At 31.6% G+C, this 15,428-nt stretch carries 17 protein-coding genes and 1 tRNA gene; 11 read left to right on the forward strand and 7 right to left on the reverse strand.

Translation table 11 applies throughout. The features are described from left to right. The first annotated feature begins 47 nt into the window (after positions 1-47). The 6 genes from aqpZ to KK2020170_RS00355 all read left to right on the forward strand — a co-directional run bounded on the left by aqpZ (position 48) and on the right by KK2020170_RS00355 (position 5,870). Positions 48-749 (forward strand): aquaporin Z, encoded by a 702-nt coding sequence (gene aqpZ / locus KK2020170_RS00330; protein ID WP_221258835.1) that lies wholly within the window; start codon positions 48-50, stop codon positions 747-749. 45 nt (positions 750-794) lie between these two features. Then, a complete protein-coding gene (locus tag KK2020170_RS00335) occupies positions 795-1,391 on the forward strand; it encodes an alpha-ketoglutarate-dependent dioxygenase AlkB family protein (protein WP_221258836.1) in 597 nt (198 codons plus the stop codon). Positions 1,392-1,535: 144 nt separating this feature from the next. Continuing rightward, positions 1,536-1,817, forward strand: coding sequence for a TIGR03643 family protein (locus tag KK2020170_RS00340; protein ID WP_221258837.1), 282 nt, complete (start codon positions 1,536-1,538; stop codon positions 1,815-1,817). A gap of 75 nt (positions 1,818-1,892) precedes the next feature. Further along, positions 1,893-3,752 carry a M61 family metallopeptidase gene (locus KK2020170_RS00345; protein WP_221258838.1) on the forward strand — a complete coding sequence of 620 codons (1,860 nt, stop codon included), beginning with the start codon at positions 1,893-1,895 and terminating at the stop codon, positions 3,750-3,752. 87 nt (positions 3,753-3,839) lie between these two features. Then, the gene (locus KK2020170_RS00350; protein WP_221258839.1) at positions 3,840-5,144 is read left to right on the forward strand and encodes a DUF819 family protein; all 1,305 of its coding nucleotides are present in this window, start codon (positions 3,840-3,842) and stop codon (positions 5,142-5,144) included. A 15-nt stretch (positions 5,145-5,159) separates the two neighbouring features. Continuing rightward, positions 5,160-5,870, forward strand: a complete 711-nt coding sequence (locus KK2020170_RS00355; RefSeq protein WP_221258840.1) for a DUF4369 domain-containing protein — start codon at positions 5,160-5,162, stop codon at positions 5,868-5,870. Between the two features lie 119 nt (positions 5,871-5,989). Here the strand turns inward: KK2020170_RS00355 and KK2020170_RS00360 are convergent. Both KK2020170_RS00360 and KK2020170_RS00365 read right to left on the reverse strand, forming a co-directional pair. After that, positions 5,990-6,063, reverse strand: a tRNA-Thr gene (locus tag KK2020170_RS00360). Positions 6,064-6,138: 75 nt separating this feature from the next. Continuing rightward, positions 6,139-6,408: a hypothetical protein gene (locus tag KK2020170_RS00365; RefSeq protein ID WP_221258841.1), complete on the reverse strand. Its 270-nt coding sequence runs from the start codon at positions 6,406-6,408 to the stop codon at positions 6,139-6,141. Positions 6,409-6,511: 103 nt separating this feature from the next. Between KK2020170_RS00365 and KK2020170_RS00370 the strand changes: the two genes are divergently transcribed. Continuing rightward, entirely contained in the window at positions 6,512-6,865 is a 354-nt protein-coding gene (locus tag KK2020170_RS00370) for a DUF2200 domain-containing protein (protein ID WP_221258842.1), read from the forward strand. Here the strand turns inward: KK2020170_RS00370 and KK2020170_RS00375 are convergent, their stop codons facing one another. From KK2020170_RS00375 to idi, 3 genes are read right to left on the reverse strand one after another with little or no spacing between them, the layout of a single operon-like run. Next, complete coding sequence (locus tag KK2020170_RS00375) at positions 6,866-7,825, reverse strand: type I phosphomannose isomerase catalytic subunit (RefSeq protein WP_221258843.1); 960 nt, start codon at positions 7,823-7,825, stop codon at positions 6,866-6,868. After that, complete coding sequence (locus KK2020170_RS00380; RefSeq protein ID WP_221258844.1) at positions 7,826-8,236, reverse strand: 6-pyruvoyl trahydropterin synthase family protein; 411 nt, start codon at positions 8,234-8,236, stop codon at positions 7,826-7,828. It abuts the gene before it with no gap. A 27-nt stretch (positions 8,237-8,263) separates the two neighbouring features. Beyond that, positions 8,264-8,791, reverse strand: a complete 528-nt coding sequence (gene idi / locus KK2020170_RS00385; protein ID WP_221258845.1) for an isopentenyl-diphosphate Delta-isomerase — start codon at positions 8,789-8,791, stop codon at positions 8,264-8,266. A 114-nt stretch (positions 8,792-8,905) separates the two neighbouring features. Between idi and KK2020170_RS00390 the strand changes: the two genes are divergently transcribed. Both KK2020170_RS00390 and KK2020170_RS00395 read left to right on the forward strand, forming a co-directional pair. Beyond that, positions 8,906-9,514 (forward strand): MarC family protein, encoded by a 609-nt coding sequence (locus KK2020170_RS00390; protein WP_221258846.1) that lies wholly within the window; start codon positions 8,906-8,908, stop codon positions 9,512-9,514. Between the two features lie 3 nt (positions 9,515-9,517). Next, positions 9,518-11,023, forward strand: a complete 1,506-nt coding sequence (locus KK2020170_RS00395) for an NAD(P)H-hydrate dehydratase (RefSeq protein ID WP_221258847.1) — start codon at positions 9,518-9,520, stop codon at positions 11,021-11,023. Here the strand turns inward: KK2020170_RS00395 and KK2020170_RS00400 are convergent. Further along, complete coding sequence (locus KK2020170_RS00400; RefSeq protein WP_221258848.1) at positions 11,010-12,572, reverse strand: NAD(P)/FAD-dependent oxidoreductase; 1,563 nt, start codon at positions 12,570-12,572, stop codon at positions 11,010-11,012. The genes KK2020170_RS00395 and KK2020170_RS00400 overlap by 14 nt on opposite strands. Before the next feature lie 108 nt (positions 12,573-12,680). Between KK2020170_RS00400 and KK2020170_RS00405 the strand changes: the two genes are divergently transcribed. After that, positions 12,681-14,285, forward strand: coding sequence for a T9SS type A sorting domain-containing protein (locus tag KK2020170_RS00405; protein ID WP_221258849.1), 1,605 nt, complete (start codon positions 12,681-12,683; stop codon positions 14,283-14,285). Positions 14,286-14,329: 44 nt separating this feature from the next. Then, on the forward strand, positions 14,330-14,566 hold the full coding sequence (locus KK2020170_RS00410) for a hypothetical protein (RefSeq protein WP_221258850.1): 237 nt from the start codon (positions 14,330-14,332) through the stop codon (positions 14,564-14,566). 46 nt (positions 14,567-14,612) lie between these two features. Here KK2020170_RS00410 and KK2020170_RS00415 read toward each other — a convergent pair whose 3' ends face one another. After that, positions 14,613-15,410: a hypothetical protein gene (locus KK2020170_RS00415; protein ID WP_221258851.1), complete on the reverse strand. Its 798-nt coding sequence runs from the start codon at positions 15,408-15,410 to the stop codon at positions 14,613-14,615. Between the last annotated feature and the right edge of the window lie 18 nt (positions 15,411-15,428).

The raw sequence follows: 15,428 nt of genomic DNA on the forward strand, positions 1-15,428 counted from the left end.
CCTTTATTTTTTGGTATTTTTACATCACTAACAATAAAACTAAAATTATGAGAAAATTATTTGCCGAATTATTCGGAACTTTTTGGTTAGTTTTTGGCGGTTGTGGTAGCGCTTTGTTTGCTGCCGGAATTCCAGATTTAGGGATAGGCTTCGCTGGTGTAGCATTAGCATTTGGTTTAACAGTTTTAACAATGGCTTATGCTGTAGGTCATATTTCAGGAGGACATTTTAATCCAGCGGTAACAATAGGACTTTGGATAAGTGGAAGATTTAATTCTAAAGAGATTGCTCCCTATATACTTTCGCAATGTGTTGGCGCTATTTTAGCAGCAACATTTTTATATTTGATTTTATCAGGAAAAGAAGGATTCTCAATAGATGCAACCCAAGCAGGGGCATTTGCAAGTAATGGTTATGATTCATTTTCTCCACAAAACTACGCAATGGTAAGTGCATTTATTGCCGAATTTGTCTTAACAATGTTTTTTATTATTATTATAATTGGAGCAACAGACAAACTTGCTAATACAAAATTTGCGGGATTAGCGATTGGTTTAGCTTTAACTTTAATCCACCTAATCTCTATTCCAATAACTAATACATCTGTAAATCCTGCTCGTTCATTATCACAAGCTCTATTTGTAGGAGGCGAGCCTTTAATGCAACTTTGGTTGTTTTGGGTTGCACCAATTTTAGGAGCATTACTTGGCGGTTTGCTTTATAAAAATCTTTTACAAGACAATAAATAATATTTAAAAAGGAGAAGTTATACTTCTCCTTTTTATTTTTGCAATATGAATCTTTTTGAAAATGATAAAATAATTTTACCACTATCGGATGGTATTTTTGAATATTACCCAAGTTTTTTTAATTCTGAAAAAGCTAATGAATTATTTTATTTACTAAAAAAAGATATTACTTGGCAACAAGACTCAATTACACTATTTGGAAAAACACATTTACAACCAAGACTTACAGCCCTATATGGAAATAACGGAAAAAGCTATAAATATTCAAATGTTGTAATGCATCCAAAAAATTTCACTCCATTATTAACTCACATAAAAGAAGAAATAGAGGCAATTTGCCACGAAAACTTCACAACAGTTTTACTTAATTTATATAGAGATGGAAATGACAGCAATGGTTGGCATTCCGATAATGAAAAAGAACTTGGAAGAGACCCAATAATCGCTTCATTAAGTTTAGGAGAAGAAAGGAGTTTTCATATAAAAAACAATACAAAAGAGGAAAAATTTAAATTGAATCTTGAACCCGGAAGCCTTTTACTAATGAAACAAGGCTCTCAAGTACATTATAAACATCAAATTCCAAAGACTCAATTATCTAAAAAACCAAGAATAAATTTGACGTTTAGAACAATTCTTTAAAATATTTATATCTTTTATTCTAAAAGCAGCTCTCGAATTAAAAAAAAATCAAAAATTAAAAAAGTTATTTCTTGAATAATATTTTTTTGTAATATTGAACTATTAACCATTAAAATTAGAACTACAGATTAAATTTTTCAGGTAATGAAAAAGAAGAAAATTTCAGAATTAGACAATGAAACTTTAGAGCGAATTGTCACTATGGCACAAGAGGAAAAAAAACCTTTTGAAGTAATTAAAGAAGAATTCGGAGTAAATGAAAATGATGTAACCGAATTAATGCGAAAAAAAATATCAAAAGATGCTTTTGAAACTTGGAAAAAGAAAGCGACTGCATCTAAACCAAAACCAAAACCTCAACGATTTAATGATATTGAAGATGATGATTTAGACACTAAATACTACTTTAAAAATAAATTTGACTAACTAATCCCGAGAAATCGGGATTTTTTTTGTAACAAAATTCTAATATTATCTACTTATTACAAAAGATTTATACAAATGAAAAAAATAATCCTTTCAATTGCATTAGTAAGTTTATTGTGGAGCTGTAAACCTACTGCAACTACAACTAGAAATGATGTTGATGTTACTATTGACTTAGTAAACGTAAAAGACGACAAAGTGATGGTTACAATTGTTCCACCAACAATGACAACCGAAACAACTACTTTCATGATTCCTAAAACTGTACCAGGAACATATTCTGAAGACAATTATGGTCGTTTTATTGAAAATGTAAAAGCATTTGATGCAAAGGGTAATACGTTATCAATCGCAAAATTAGATGAAAACTCATATAAAATAAACAATGCAAAATCATTGGCAAAAATAACATATTGGGTAAACGATTCATTTGATACTGAAACTGGTGGACATTTTTCTGGTGAAAGTACAGATGTTTTTTCACCTGCAGGAACAAACATTAAAGCAGGAGAAAACTTTATGTTAAATACTCATGGATTTGTTGGGTATTTCGGAGACAAAACAGAAGCACCATACAAATTGACTATTACACATCCTTCTAGTTTATTGGGAGTTTCTGCAATGACAGATACTGATGCAAGCGAAACTTCAGATGTATTTTATAGTTCAAAATATGCTACTCTAGTAGAAAATCCATTAATGTATTCTAAACCTGATTTTACTTCTTTCATGGTTGATGATATGGAAATTATAATTAGTGTATATTCTCCAAATGCAAAATATACTGCTAAGGACATTACACCTAACATGGAAACTATGATGAAAGCGCAAAAGCGTTTTCTTGGTGAAATGAATACAACTAAAAAATATGCTATCTTATTGTACTTATCAGATATGCAAGCTAATGACGCCAAAGGTTTTGGAGCTTTAGAGCACCCAACATCGACAACTGTTGTAATGCCTGAAATGATGGGATTAGAGATGTTACAAGAACAATTAAAAGATGTAGTTTCTCATGAGTTTTTCCATATTGTAACTCCATTAACAGTTCATTCAAATGAAATTCAATATTTTGACTTCAACAATCCTCAAATGTCGGAACATTTATGGATGTATGAAGGAGTTACTGAATATTTTGCTAATTTATTCCAAGTTAATCAAGGATTAATTGATCAAGATGAATTCTTTGAAAGAATGGCTGGAAAAATCCGTCAATCAAGACAAATGAATGACAAAATGAGTTTTACTAAAATGAGTAAAAACGTATTAGAAGCACCCTATAAAGATCAATATATAAATGTTTACCAAAAAGGAGCTTTAATTGCGATGTGTGTTGACATTATTATTCGTGAGAATAGCAATGGTGAAAGAGGAATTTTAGATTTAATGAATAAACTTTCTCAAGAATTTGGTACTTCAAAAGCATTTAAAGATAACGAATTATTTGGTAGAATTACTGAATTAACTTATCCAGAAGTTGGTGTATTTTTACAAATGTATGTAGCTGGAGAAACACCAATCAATTACGATGAATTTTTCGCTAAAATGGGAGTAACTGAAGCAACTGTTGAAACTACTGGAAACCCTTTCTTAAAAGGAGGACAAGTTCCTTACATCACTGTTGATCCTTCAACAAAAGAAATAAAAATTTTACCAAGTATTGAACTTAATGAGTTTATGACAACTTTAGGTTTAAAAAATGATGATAAAATTTTAGCTGTTAACGGTACAAACTACAACTTAGATAATATCTATGATTTAGTAATGAGCAGCATGAACTGGAAAGATGGTGAAGATATTACAATGAAAATTAACCGTGATGGAAAAGATATGGATATCAAAGGTAAAATTGTAATGCCAAAAGAGAAAAAAGACGGGTATCAAGCAACTGACGATAATAAAAAAGCATTACGCGAAGCTTGGTTAAGAGGATAATTATTCTCTTCACATTAAACATATAATCCTCAAAGTACTCAGTATTTTGAGGATTTTTTCTTTTATTTGTGTACCAAAATTAAAACTATGCACAATCCTCCTTACTTTACAGACGATACAATTGTTTTTGGAATATTAATGATTCTAATAGGATTTGTTTTCTACACCTCTTCTAAAGAAGAAGGTTTTTGGAAAAAATTCTATGGAATTGTACCTGCTTTGTTAATGTGTTATTTATTGCCTTCAATTTTTAGTTCATTACATATAATTGCTCCAGAATGGACAGAACTAAATGACCAAAATGAAGTAATCGAAAAAAGTTCTAAAATCTATTTTGTTGCGAGTCGTTATTTATTACCTGCAGCATTGGTATTAATGACATTAAGCATTGATTTAAAAGCGCTTATCAATCTTGGACCTAAAGCTTTAATTGTTTTTCTAGCAGGAACTTTAGGTATCATTTTAGGAGGACCAATAGCAATTTTAATTGTTTCAATTTTTTCACCTGAAACTGTAGGAGGAGCTGATTTTGACGCAGTTTGGCGTGGGCTTTCTACTTTAGCTGGAAGTTGGATAGGTGGTGGCGCAAATCAAGCCGCAATGCTTGAAATCTTCAAATACAATCAAGAAAAATACGGTGGAATGGTATTAGTTGATATTGTGGTTGCAAATATCGGAATGGCAGCTTTACTTTATGGAATTGGGAAAAAAGAAATAATAAACAAATGGCTTAAGGCTGATAATTCATCTATTCAAGAATTACAAGACAAAGTATCAAGTTATCAAGAAAGTGTAAAACGAAACCCTTCCTTATCAGATTATATGATTATTGGAGCAATAGCTTTTGGTGCTGTAGGATTTTCTCATTGGGGTTCACAAGTTTTGGCTGATTTTTTCAATTCTACTTTTGAAAGTGTTCGTGATCCTAAGAGTTTCATTTCTACTTTTGGAGGAACTTTCTTTTGGATGATAACTTTGGCTACAATAATTGGTATTGCGTTGTCATTTACCAAGTTAAAATCGTATGAAGGAGCAGGGGCTAGTAAAATTGGTAGTATTTTTATTTATATTCTTGTAGCTTCAATCGGTATGAAAATGGATTTAAGTGCCGTTTTAGATAATCCCGGACTTATTTTAGTAGGTATAATTTGGATGATAATTCATTTTATTATCATATTTTTGGTTGCCAAAATTATTAGAGCTCCTTACTTCTTTATTGCAGTGGGTAGTCAAGCAAACGTTGGAGGAGCCGCTTCGGCACCAGTTGTAGCTTCGGCATTTCATCCATCGTTAGCTAGTGTAGGGGTTTTATTAGCAATATTTGGTTATGTTGTAGGAACTTATGGTGCAATTTTATGTACATTTTTAATGGAAATTGCTGCACCAAAATAAAATTGATTTAGATAAATGAGAAAAATTTTCGTATTAAGTTTAGTATTAATTAGCATTTTTGCTTGTACAAAAAAAGAAACAACAGGTAATTTACATTTAACAGGTAATGTTGAAGGTTTAGGGCAAGGAAAACTATACATTAGTAAAATTCAAGACTCTACATTAGTTGTTTTAGACAGTATAACAATTAAAGGTAAATCTAATTTTGAAAGTTTCTTGAATATTGACGGTCCTGAAGTTTTATACTTGTTTTTAGATCGTGGACAAACACAATCTATCGATAACAGCATACCTTTTTTTGCTGAACCTGGAGAAATGTCAATAAATACAAAACTGAAAGAGTTTTTTAATGCAGCTAAAATTACAGGTTCAAAAAATCACGAATTATGGACTGAGTTTAGTAAGCTAAATCAAAGGTTTACAGAAGACAATTTAGATTTAATTGAAAAACGTTTACAAAACGAAATAAACTTTAGCCAAGAAAGACAAGATAGCATTGACAAGGCTTATGAAAAGTTAATCAAAAGAAAATACCTTTATGTTGTTAATTATGCAATGAATCATGCTGATCATGAAATTGCCCCTTATTTAGCAATTACAGAAATTGCAGATGTTAATGTGATGTATTTAGATTCCATCGCAAATAAAATGTCTCCAGAAGTTTCAGAATCGAAATACGGGAAGATTCTTAAAGAACATATTAAAGAGGTTAAAAACAATCAATAAAAAAGAGGCTTTTGAGCCTCTTTTTTATTTCAATATTTTAGACACTCCTGAAGTCCGCTTTTCTTTAAACCTTGAGTTTTTTCCAAAAAAAAAGAGAAAACTTTCGTTTTCTCTTTTTGAGCCGATGGAGGGACTCGAACCCACGACCTGCTGATTACAAATCAGCTGCTCTAGCCAGCTGAGCTACACCGGCGGCTCTAAAGCGGTGCAAATATAATTCGGAAATTTACATTTGCAAAAAAAAATCCGCTTTTTTTTACTATTTTTTTTAGTTCAATCCGTTGATTTTTTCAACTACCTGATTTACAAATCCTTCGAAATCTTTACGAACTTGTCTAAAATGAGCTTTTTTGTTTTCAACTTCACGATTATTGATTTTTACTAACAATTCATCGTAAGTGCTGTAAATAGAATCAACAATTTCGTCTGTTTTTTCAGTAGGTTTTCCACCATTAGTAATTTCCCATACATATACAATGTCTACTAAATCTCCTAAAACATAGTTGATTTCTTTTTTCAAGTTTTTAACGCTTGCCATTTTGTTTACATTTAAAATTCGGTGCAAAGATAATTATTTTAGTTAATACTTAGTTGTTAAGTATTTGTTGTTTTTTTATATTTGAATATTAAACTCATTAAAAATGAACAACCTCGAACGCGTATATAAAATGTCTTTTGCAAGTGTTTATCCGCATTATGTTACCAAAGTAGAGAAAAAAGGTCGCACTGTTGAAGAGTTGCATACTGTCATTTTTTGGTTAACGGGTTACAACGAAAAAGATTTAGAAAATATCATTACTAATAAAGTTAATTTTGAAGATTTCTTTACCAATGCGCCACAAATGAATGCAAACGCTAAAAAAATTACAGGTGTAATTTGTGGTTATCGCGTTGAAGATATTGAAGATAAAATTATGCAACAAGTTCGTTACCTTGATAAATTAATAGACGAATTAGCAAAAGGTAAAAAAATGGAGAAAATTTTACGCGAGTAATTATATCCAAACTTCAAGTAAGTTGGCATTACCCGAAATTATAGCTTTTTCAATTTTAGCTGGAAGCAAAACAGTATCGCCCATTTTATAAGAATACAAAGTATTTTCAACTTCTAATGAAAATTCGCCTTGTGTACACATGAAAACCGCAAACGAACCCTTATGGGCCTCCCAATTCATTTTTCCTTCTAAAGGAATAACATTAGTTTTGAAATAATCACAATGTACTGTTTTATTGCTATGATTAATTTTGTTTTCATAATCAACCTTAGCTTTTGTAGTATTGAAATTAATTGCGTCTAAAGCTAAATCTGTATGTAACTCACGACCATTTCCATTAGCATCTACTCTATCCCAATCGTATACTCTATAAGTAACATCGCTAGTTTGTTGAATTTCGGCAATTACAACACCGCCACCAATAGCATGAATTGTTCCGGTTTCTAAAAAGAAAATATCTCCTTTTTTAACTTCTGTTTCATCTAAAAGTGAAATCAATTCTTTAGAAGCTAATTTCGCTAAATATTCATCTTTATTAGAATCCTTTTTAAAGCCTACTACTAATCGTGAGCCTTTATCGGCTTGCATAACATACCACATTTCGGTTTTCCCAAAAGAGTTATGGCGCTTTTGAGCCAATTCATCATTAGGATGCAATTGAATTGATAAATCTTCTTTAGCATCAATAAACTTGAATAACAATGGAAATTGTTTGCCAAAACGTTCTAAAACACTTTTCCCTAAAATTTCAACTGGATATAATTCGATAAGTTCATTTAAATCTTTACCTTTTAAATCACCATTGCTTACTACACTAACATCATTAGGAACAGTTGACAATTCCCAACTCTCACCTGTAGTCTCAGATGTAATTTCTTTATTTAAAACAGATTGTAATTTGGTTCCGCCCCAAATTCTATCTTTTAAAATAGGCTTAAATTGTAAAGGATAAAACTTCATTTACTTACCGTTATAGGTTACAAAATTTCGAGGCGTTTCATATAAAGTAATCTCTAAATCTTTATCACTATCAATATATGGACGTAATTTTTGCCAAATCACCACACAAATATTTTCAGCTGTAGGATTTAAATTTTTAAATTCGGCAACATCTTCGTTTAAATTTTTATGATCAAAAGCTTCCTCAATATGCTCTTTAATTAAATCGGACAAAATTTTAATATCAATTACATAACCAGTTTCTGGATTTATATTTCCAGTAACACTTGCTATTAACTCATAGTTGTGTCCGTGAAAATTAGGATTATTGCATTTACCAAAAACGGCATCGTTTTTTTCCATAGACCAATCTTTACGATATAATCGATGTGCTGCATTAAAATGTGACTTTCTGGAAACAGTTACTCTCATATAAATTTAGAAATTAGAATTCTGAATTTAGAATTTATGGTTTTCAATGTAATGATTAAACTCTTCAAAAATAATTTTAAACCAAGCAGTATATTTTTCAGGATTTTCTTGCATATCAGTTTTAATAACATCAATACTCATCCATTTCCAAGATTCAACCTCCTCTTTGTTAATCTTTGGTTCTTCATTGTATTTACCGATCATTACATGATCTAATTCATGTTCCGTTAAACCATTATCGAAAGGCGCTTTATAAATAAAATGAAACAGTTCTGTCAATTCAACTTCAAACCCCATTTCTTCTTGCAATCTCCTTTTTCCTGCTTGAATATTGGTTTCACCAGGTCGTTGATGACTGCAACAAGTGTTGGTCCATAACAATGGTGAATGGTATTTTGAAGCAGCTCTTTGTTGAAGCATTATCTCATTATTATCATTTAGAATAAAAACCGAGAATGCTCTATGCAAAAGGGCTTGTTCATGAGCCGCGATTTTTTCCATTAGACCAATTGGCTCATCATTAATATCTACTAAAATTACTTTTTCTTCTGCCATTTTATTTGAATTGTGTCAAAATTAATAAAATAAAACCTAAAAATAGATTTTAGAAAATGTTAATATGGTTTTAATTGGTTTTTTGAATTTGTACCTTTACTGAAAACCGTTTTTATGATAGAAATATTAAAGACTTTTTTGTTTTTATTTGCTGTAATTGACCCCATTGGCTCAATACCTGTCTATTTAGAAGCTTCAAAACATTTTAACTCTTCAGAAAAAAAGAAAATAGCTATTAGAGCTTCAATCATTGCTTTTTTTGTACTCCTATTTTTTATAATTGCTGGTCAAATTATAATGGAAATAATGGAAGTTTCATTGCATGCATTTCAAATTTCGGGAGGAATCATTCTCTTTTTATTTGCATTAACAATGATTTTTGGTGAAGGTAAACCTGAGTCTGAAAAGCATTTAATTAAAGATTATAAGCATATTACTATTTTTCCAATTGCTCTACCTTCAATAGCTTCTCCAGGAGCAATTATGGCAGTAGTTTTAATGACTGACAATCATATTTACACCATAAAAGAACAAATAATTACTACCTTTATGGTATTACTTGTTGTAAGCATTACTTGCACCTTCCTGTTGTTTGCTAAAATATTAAAACATAAAATTGGTGAAACAGGAATAACAGTAATAAGTAAGATTATGGGACTTTTATTAGCCTCATATGCTGTGCAAAGCATATTAAGCGGTTTTAAAGACTTCTTTAATTTATAAACAATGAAAATACTATCTGGAAATCAACTCAAAGAAGTTGACAAAATCACGACAGAAACTCAAAACATAAGTTCATTAGAATTAATGGAGAAAGCTGCTGGTGCTTGCGCTGATTGGATTTTAAAAAATTATAGTAATAAACAAGCTTTTTATGTCTTTTGTGGACCTGGAAACAATGGTGGTGATGGATTGGTTATTGCTCGAATTTTAAAATCAAGACTTTATAATGTTACTGTTTTCATAACCTCTAACATTGCTTATTCTGATGATTTTGAGCAAAATTTTGAACTTTGGCAAAGAATTTCTGGTAATACAATTTCGATAAACAATGAAGATGAATTTCCGAATTTGAACTTTGAAAACATTGTTATTATCGATGCACTTTTTGGCTCTGGAATCAATCGTCCTATTAAAGGACTCGCTGCTGATTTAATTCATTATATAAACGCCGCAAAAAAAGAAGTAATTTCAATTGATATTCCATCTGGACTTTATGTAGATAATAATGCAACAAATCTTCATAACGCAATAATAAAATCTTCCCACACTCTTACGTTAGAACTTCCTAAACTAGCATTAATTCTCCCTGAAAATAAGAATTACAGCGGCGAGATGCACATTATTTCAATTGGATTAGACAAAAATGCTATAGAAAAACAAGAATCTAACTACGAATGGATTACAGAAGAGTATTTCAAAGATTTCTTAAAAAAACGAAATAGATTTAGCCATAAAGGTGATTTTGGACACGTAAAAATTGTAGCTGGAAGTAAAGGAAAGATTGGCGCCGCAATATTAGCTTCAAAAGCTAGTTTAAGAATTGGTGCTGGTTTAGTTACTGCTGAAATTCCAGATTGTGGTTATGTTGCTTTACAAAGTTCAGTTCCTGAAGTAATGGTAGCTAGCAATGGAAAGAATTTTATTAAAAAAAGAATTGACCTTAACGACCACTTTATAGGGGTTGGTCCAGGTATTGGAACAAATGATGAAACTAAGACTGAAATTTTACGATTAATAACCCGAACTAATGACCCGCTAGTTATTGATGCTGATGCTCTCAATATTTTAGCTGAAAAAAAAGAGTATTGGGTTAAAATTCCTATTTACAGTATTTTGACCCCACACCCCAAAGAATGGTCTAGATGGATTGGCAACTGGAATAATGATTTTGAAAAACTAGACCGTACAATAAAATTTGCAAAACAATATTGTCTTTATGTTGTTATTAAAGGAGCTTACACCGTAACAGTAACTCCTAAGGGAGATTTGTTTTTTAATAGTTCTGGAAATGCGGGAATGGCTACAGCTGGAAGCGGAGATGTTTTAACCGGAATAATCATAGGATTGCTTTCACAAGGTTATACTTCTGGTAAGGCTAGTGTAATTGGTAATTATTTACATGGTCTTGCGGGTGATATTGCAAAAGAAAAATTTGGGGAACGCAGTTTAATTGCTTCAGATATTATTGATAACATTGGGAATGCATACGAATCTATTATGAACCAATAGCTTCTGCAATCTTAATAGCACATTTTTCACCATCAATTGCTGCAGAAATAATTCCTCCAGCATACCCTGCTCCTTCTCCACAAGGATATAAACCTTTAATTTGAACATGTTCTAATGAAATAGGATCACGAGGAATACGAACTGGAGATGAAGTTCTACTTTCTGGAGCATGTAAAATTGCTTCATTAGTAAAATAACCTTTCATGCTTTTTCCAAATTCTTGGAAACCTTGTCGCATAGTTTGCGTTAAAAAACCAGGAAAAACTTCTCCCAACTCAACAGAAGTTGTTCCAGGAACATAAGAAGTTTTAGGAATTTCTTTTGAAATTTTATTTTGTGAGAAATCAACCATTCGTTGGGCAGGAACTTTTTGTGTACTTCCAGCTAATTGCCAAGCTCTTTGTTCAATATCTTTTTGAAATTCCATTCCTGCTAACGGACCAAATTTTGCAAAGGGTTTAAAATCTTCCAAACGTAATTCAACCACAATTCCAGAGTTTGCAGTCGCCTGATCTCGTTTAGATGGAGACCAACCATTCGTTACCACTTCACCTTCGGCAGTAGCACATGGCGCAATTACTCCACCTGGACACATACAGAACGAATACATACCGCGACCATTTACTTGCTTAACTATAGAATATGGAGCTGGTGGTAAATAATCGCCACGAAAATCACAAGAATATTGAATACTATCAATTAACGATTGGGGATGTTCAGCACGAACACCTAAAGCAAATGGTTTTGCTTCAATTTCAATTTCTTTTTGATATAATAATTCGAAAATATCACGAGCTGAATGTCCGGTTGCTAAGATTAATTTATTGGCTAAAATTTTATCTCCATTTTGAGTTACAACACCTTCAACTTCATTGTTCTTAATCAAAATATCAGTCACTTTAGTATCGAATAAAACTTGTCCGCCACAAGAAATAATTTTCTCTCGAATATCTTGAATAATCTGTGGCAATTTATTGGTCCCAATGTGTGGATGTGCTTCCACCATGATTTCATCCGTAGCACCAAAACCAACTAACAAGCGTAAAATTCTATCGACATCGCCACGTTTTTTAGAACGTGTATATAATTTACCATCAGAATACGTTCCTGCTCCACCTTCACCGAAACAATAATTAGATTCTGGATTTACTATACCATCAACATTAATGGATTTTAAATCACGACGACGACCACGAACATCTTTCCCTCTTTCTAAAACAATTGGTTTTAAACCTAATTCTATCAACTGAAGAGCAGCGAAAAGTCCAGCCGGACCAGCGCCAACAACAATTACTTCGTGAGCATTGGCAACATTAGGATAATCGGGTAATTCAACTTTAGTTTCAGAATAAGATTCACCAACTAAAAAAACATTGGCTTTAATGTTGAATTTTATACTACGCTGGCGTGCATCAATAGAACGTTTTACAACCTCTACTTTTTGAATTTCTTTTGGTGAAACCTGAAATAACTTGGCAACATGTTGAACAAGCAAACTTTCGTTTGCTGATACTTCAGGTGAAACTTGAAATTGAAATTCGCGTGGCATTTTTAATAAATTAATTCAGTGCAAAAATAGTAATTTGAAATCAATAAAATTTCTAATGAATTTGAATCTATTTTTTAACTACTTTTGTTTCTTAACATTTAGGAAACTATGAAAAAAAACTACGCTTTTTTATGGCTAGCATTATTTATGACTAGCTTTTTGCATTTGTGCTTCGCACAAAGCGTTACTCTTACAGTGGAAACTGCTGACAACTGTATGAATCCTCTACCAAATGCTGGAGTTTATACACTGAATGGAACTTTAAATGGAAAAAACCTTTATACAAAAGGAGCGAATTTAAGAATTGCTTGGTCTGGAACACAATGGGAAGTACAAGGTGACGACCCAAATATAGGAGGAGTAAGTTGGTATACGGCATGGGCTAATACTCAAAACACAAACACACCTCCTACAAGTTGCTGGACATCTTTAGCAGGTTGCTTTCCAATATCACTTTCTGGTCCAGATGCATTTCCTATAGTCGATGTAGTAAGCAATTCTGCAACAAGTTTTAATTCTGGCACTAACACTGTAACATATACAGTTACTTTTTCTGGTACTATTAATAATTTAAGTTCTTCAAATTTTTCATTAAATACTAATGGAGTAACTGGCGCAAGTATAACAACTGTTAATCAGGTTAATGGCAGTACTTGGACAGTACAAATAAACATTGGAACTGGTAATGGTACAATTCGATTAGATATAGCAAATCAAACAGGAGCAGGTGCAATTATTGGTTGTAACACAAGTTTTCCGATACAAGGAGGCACATTTAATACTACAACAACACCTGTTACATTATCTGCGGGAGATATAGCTTTTACAAGCCATAATAGTGATGGAACAGACAGTTTTAGTTTTATTATATTAAAAGATGGAGGAATACCAACTGGTACAAAAATATTTTTTACTGATAACGGCTGGAATAATTTAACAAATTCTTTAACTGAAACTGAAGGAGTTTTAATATGGGATGTAACATCAAGTATTGCACAGTATGAGCAAGTATTAATTACTATTAATGGTGCATCTTCATACACTGCTTCAAATGGAACCGCTACAAGTGTTTCTGGATCTTTATCTCTTTCATCTGCAGGCGATCAAATTTTAGCATTTCAAGGTAATTTAGCATCTCCTACATTCATCAGTGCAATTCACATGAATGCAGAAAGTTCTGGTAATTTAGGTTCATTATCAACTTGGGATGATTTTACAAATGGAACTTCTTCTTCGAGAAGTGCTATTCCTCCTGGGTTAACTAATGGCATTAATGCTATTATGGTCGTTGATGGTACATCTGCTCCTTATACTGAATACGACAATGCTATTTTTAACTGTACTGGGATTCCTGCTGCGACTGCAAATGACACACGCCTAGCAATTAACGACAGAGCAAATTGGACAAAAGACAATACAACAACTTTTAACAGCCAACCTAACTGTACATTCTTAAATACAAATAATTTCGGTTTGGAATCTAAAATAAAAATTTATCCCAACCCAATTGAAAACGAACTAAACATTGAAGCGTTAGAAGATTTTGAAAATTTGAAAATCAATTTATATGATTTCAATGGTAAATTAATTCTATCAAAAACAATAAATGATAATAGTTTAAAGATTAATACATCAAATTTAAATTCGGGGATATATTTAATATCTATTGAAAATGAACTGGGTAAATTCAATCAAAAAATAATAAAAAAATAAAACTAAAAAAAGAGTCACATTTAAGTGACTCTTTTACATTTTATATGAATAGAAGAATTAAACTAATTTGGGATTTTAGAGGTGTTTCAGCATTAAAAATTGCTGAACATCATGAAATTCATCTGAAAGAATACTTAATAAAAGAAAATTATCCTTTACAAATTACAGGGTTTACTGAAATTAATGAAATGTATGCTATAGCATTCGTTGTTGTTGAAGAAAAAGATATGATTACTTTTAGGGATGCTTTAAAGCCTCATCGTGGAGAAGTTTATCAATAAAAAAAGGAGCAAATTACTCCTTTTTTTATTGATATTTCTTTATATTTTAAGCAGCATCTTTTTGCTCTTCTTCTATACTTTCTGTATCAGCCTCAGGAGCAGTTGTGTTATCAGGATTTAAACCTGCTTTAACTTTCTCTAATTTATCGTTTAACGTTTCTTCCGACATACCATCTTCTTTCATCTTTCTGTCTTTACAACGTGAACACAACTGATCAATTCCTTTAGTCTCATAAGATTCAGCTACAGTACCATTCATTTTCTCTGCACTATTTTTAATATAGCCACAATCTTCGTATAAATGATATCTACCTCCAGACTTTGTCCAAAACACATTATTTGTTCCTGTTAAAGCTTCTACCATATTGGTTTCTTCCGTATATTTTTCAACAGAAGCCATATTTGATTCGAAACCACCAATACCTGCAATAACTAGAGCAATACCAGCAATACTTCCTAAAATAGCTTTACTTTTACCATCTACTTTTTTATTTGTTAAAATAAAAATAATTAAAGGTAAGAAGGCTACAAATGCCATAACTACACCCAATTGATTTTGCATGTAGAATAAGAATTTATTTTTTTCTGAAGGAGGATCTAATCGATTAGATTTTTTCCATAAAACAGAACCTGCAAAAACAAGAATTAAATCAAGTACAATTAATCCTATTACCCAAACATTAACAGGTGATTCTCCTGAATTTACAGCACTCAGGAACATACGAATTGCAAAAACTTGAGCTACTATTGCGCCCAACCATAATAGACCTGCGAATAAACGAAATTGTCCTGCTTGACTTTTTGCTTCTTCAGTAGGTTTCCAAACATTTTGATTTTCTGACATAAAATAATTATAGATTAG

Source organism: Flavobacterium okayamense (genome assembly GCF_019702945.1).
GTDB classification, from domain to species: Bacteria; Bacteroidota; Bacteroidia; order Flavobacteriales; family Flavobacteriaceae; genus Flavobacterium; species Flavobacterium okayamense.

Excerpts from the sequence above, each read along its gene's own strand:
- KK2020170_RS00410 (WP_221258850.1), top strand. The coding sequence starts at position 14,330 with ATGAATAGAAGAATTAAACTAATTTGGGATTTTAGAGGTGTTTCAGCA.
- KK2020170_RS00340 (WP_221258837.1), top strand. The coding sequence starts at position 1,536 with ATGAAAAAGAAGAAAATTTCAGAATTAGACAATGAAACTTTAGAGCGA.
- KK2020170_RS00335 (WP_221258836.1), top strand. The coding sequence starts at position 795 with ATGAATCTTTTTGAAAATGATAAAATAATTTTACCACTATCGGATGGT.
- KK2020170_RS00395 (WP_221258847.1), top strand. The coding sequence starts at position 9,518 with ATGAAAATACTATCTGGAAATCAACTCAAAGAAGTTGACAAAATCACG.
- KK2020170_RS00415 (WP_221258851.1), bottom strand. The coding sequence starts at position 15,410 with ATGTCAGAAAATCAAAATGTTTGGAAACCTACTGAAGAAGCAAAAAGT.
- KK2020170_RS00370 (WP_221258842.1), top strand. The coding sequence starts at position 6,512 with ATGAACAACCTCGAACGCGTATATAAAATGTCTTTTGCAAGTGTTTAT.
- idi (WP_221258845.1), bottom strand. The coding sequence starts at position 8,791 with ATGGCAGAAGAAAAAGTAATTTTAGTAGATATTAATGATGAGCCAATT.
- KK2020170_RS00345 (WP_221258838.1), top strand. The coding sequence starts at position 1,893 with ATGAAAAAAATAATCCTTTCAATTGCATTAGTAAGTTTATTGTGGAGC.
- KK2020170_RS00350 (WP_221258839.1), top strand. The coding sequence starts at position 3,840 with ATGCACAATCCTCCTTACTTTACAGACGATACAATTGTTTTTGGAATA.
- KK2020170_RS00355 (WP_221258840.1), top strand. The coding sequence starts at position 5,160 with ATGAGAAAAATTTTCGTATTAAGTTTAGTATTAATTAGCATTTTTGCT.
- KK2020170_RS00365 (WP_221258841.1), bottom strand. The coding sequence starts at position 6,408 with ATGGCAAGCGTTAAAAACTTGAAAAAAGAAATCAACTATGTTTTAGGA.
- KK2020170_RS00375 (WP_221258843.1), bottom strand. The coding sequence starts at position 7,825 with ATGAAGTTTTATCCTTTACAATTTAAGCCTATTTTAAAAGATAGAATT.
- KK2020170_RS00400 (WP_221258848.1), bottom strand. The coding sequence starts at position 12,572 with ATGCCACGCGAATTTCAATTTCAAGTTTCACCTGAAGTATCAGCAAAC.
- KK2020170_RS00380 (WP_221258844.1), bottom strand. The coding sequence starts at position 8,236 with ATGAGAGTAACTGTTTCCAGAAAGTCACATTTTAATGCAGCACATCGA.
- KK2020170_RS00405 (WP_221258849.1), top strand. The coding sequence starts at position 12,681 with ATGAAAAAAAACTACGCTTTTTTATGGCTAGCATTATTTATGACTAGC.
- aqpZ (WP_221258835.1), top strand. The coding sequence starts at position 48 with ATGAGAAAATTATTTGCCGAATTATTCGGAACTTTTTGGTTAGTTTTT.
- KK2020170_RS00390 (WP_221258846.1), top strand. The coding sequence starts at position 8,906 with ATGATAGAAATATTAAAGACTTTTTTGTTTTTATTTGCTGTAATTGAC.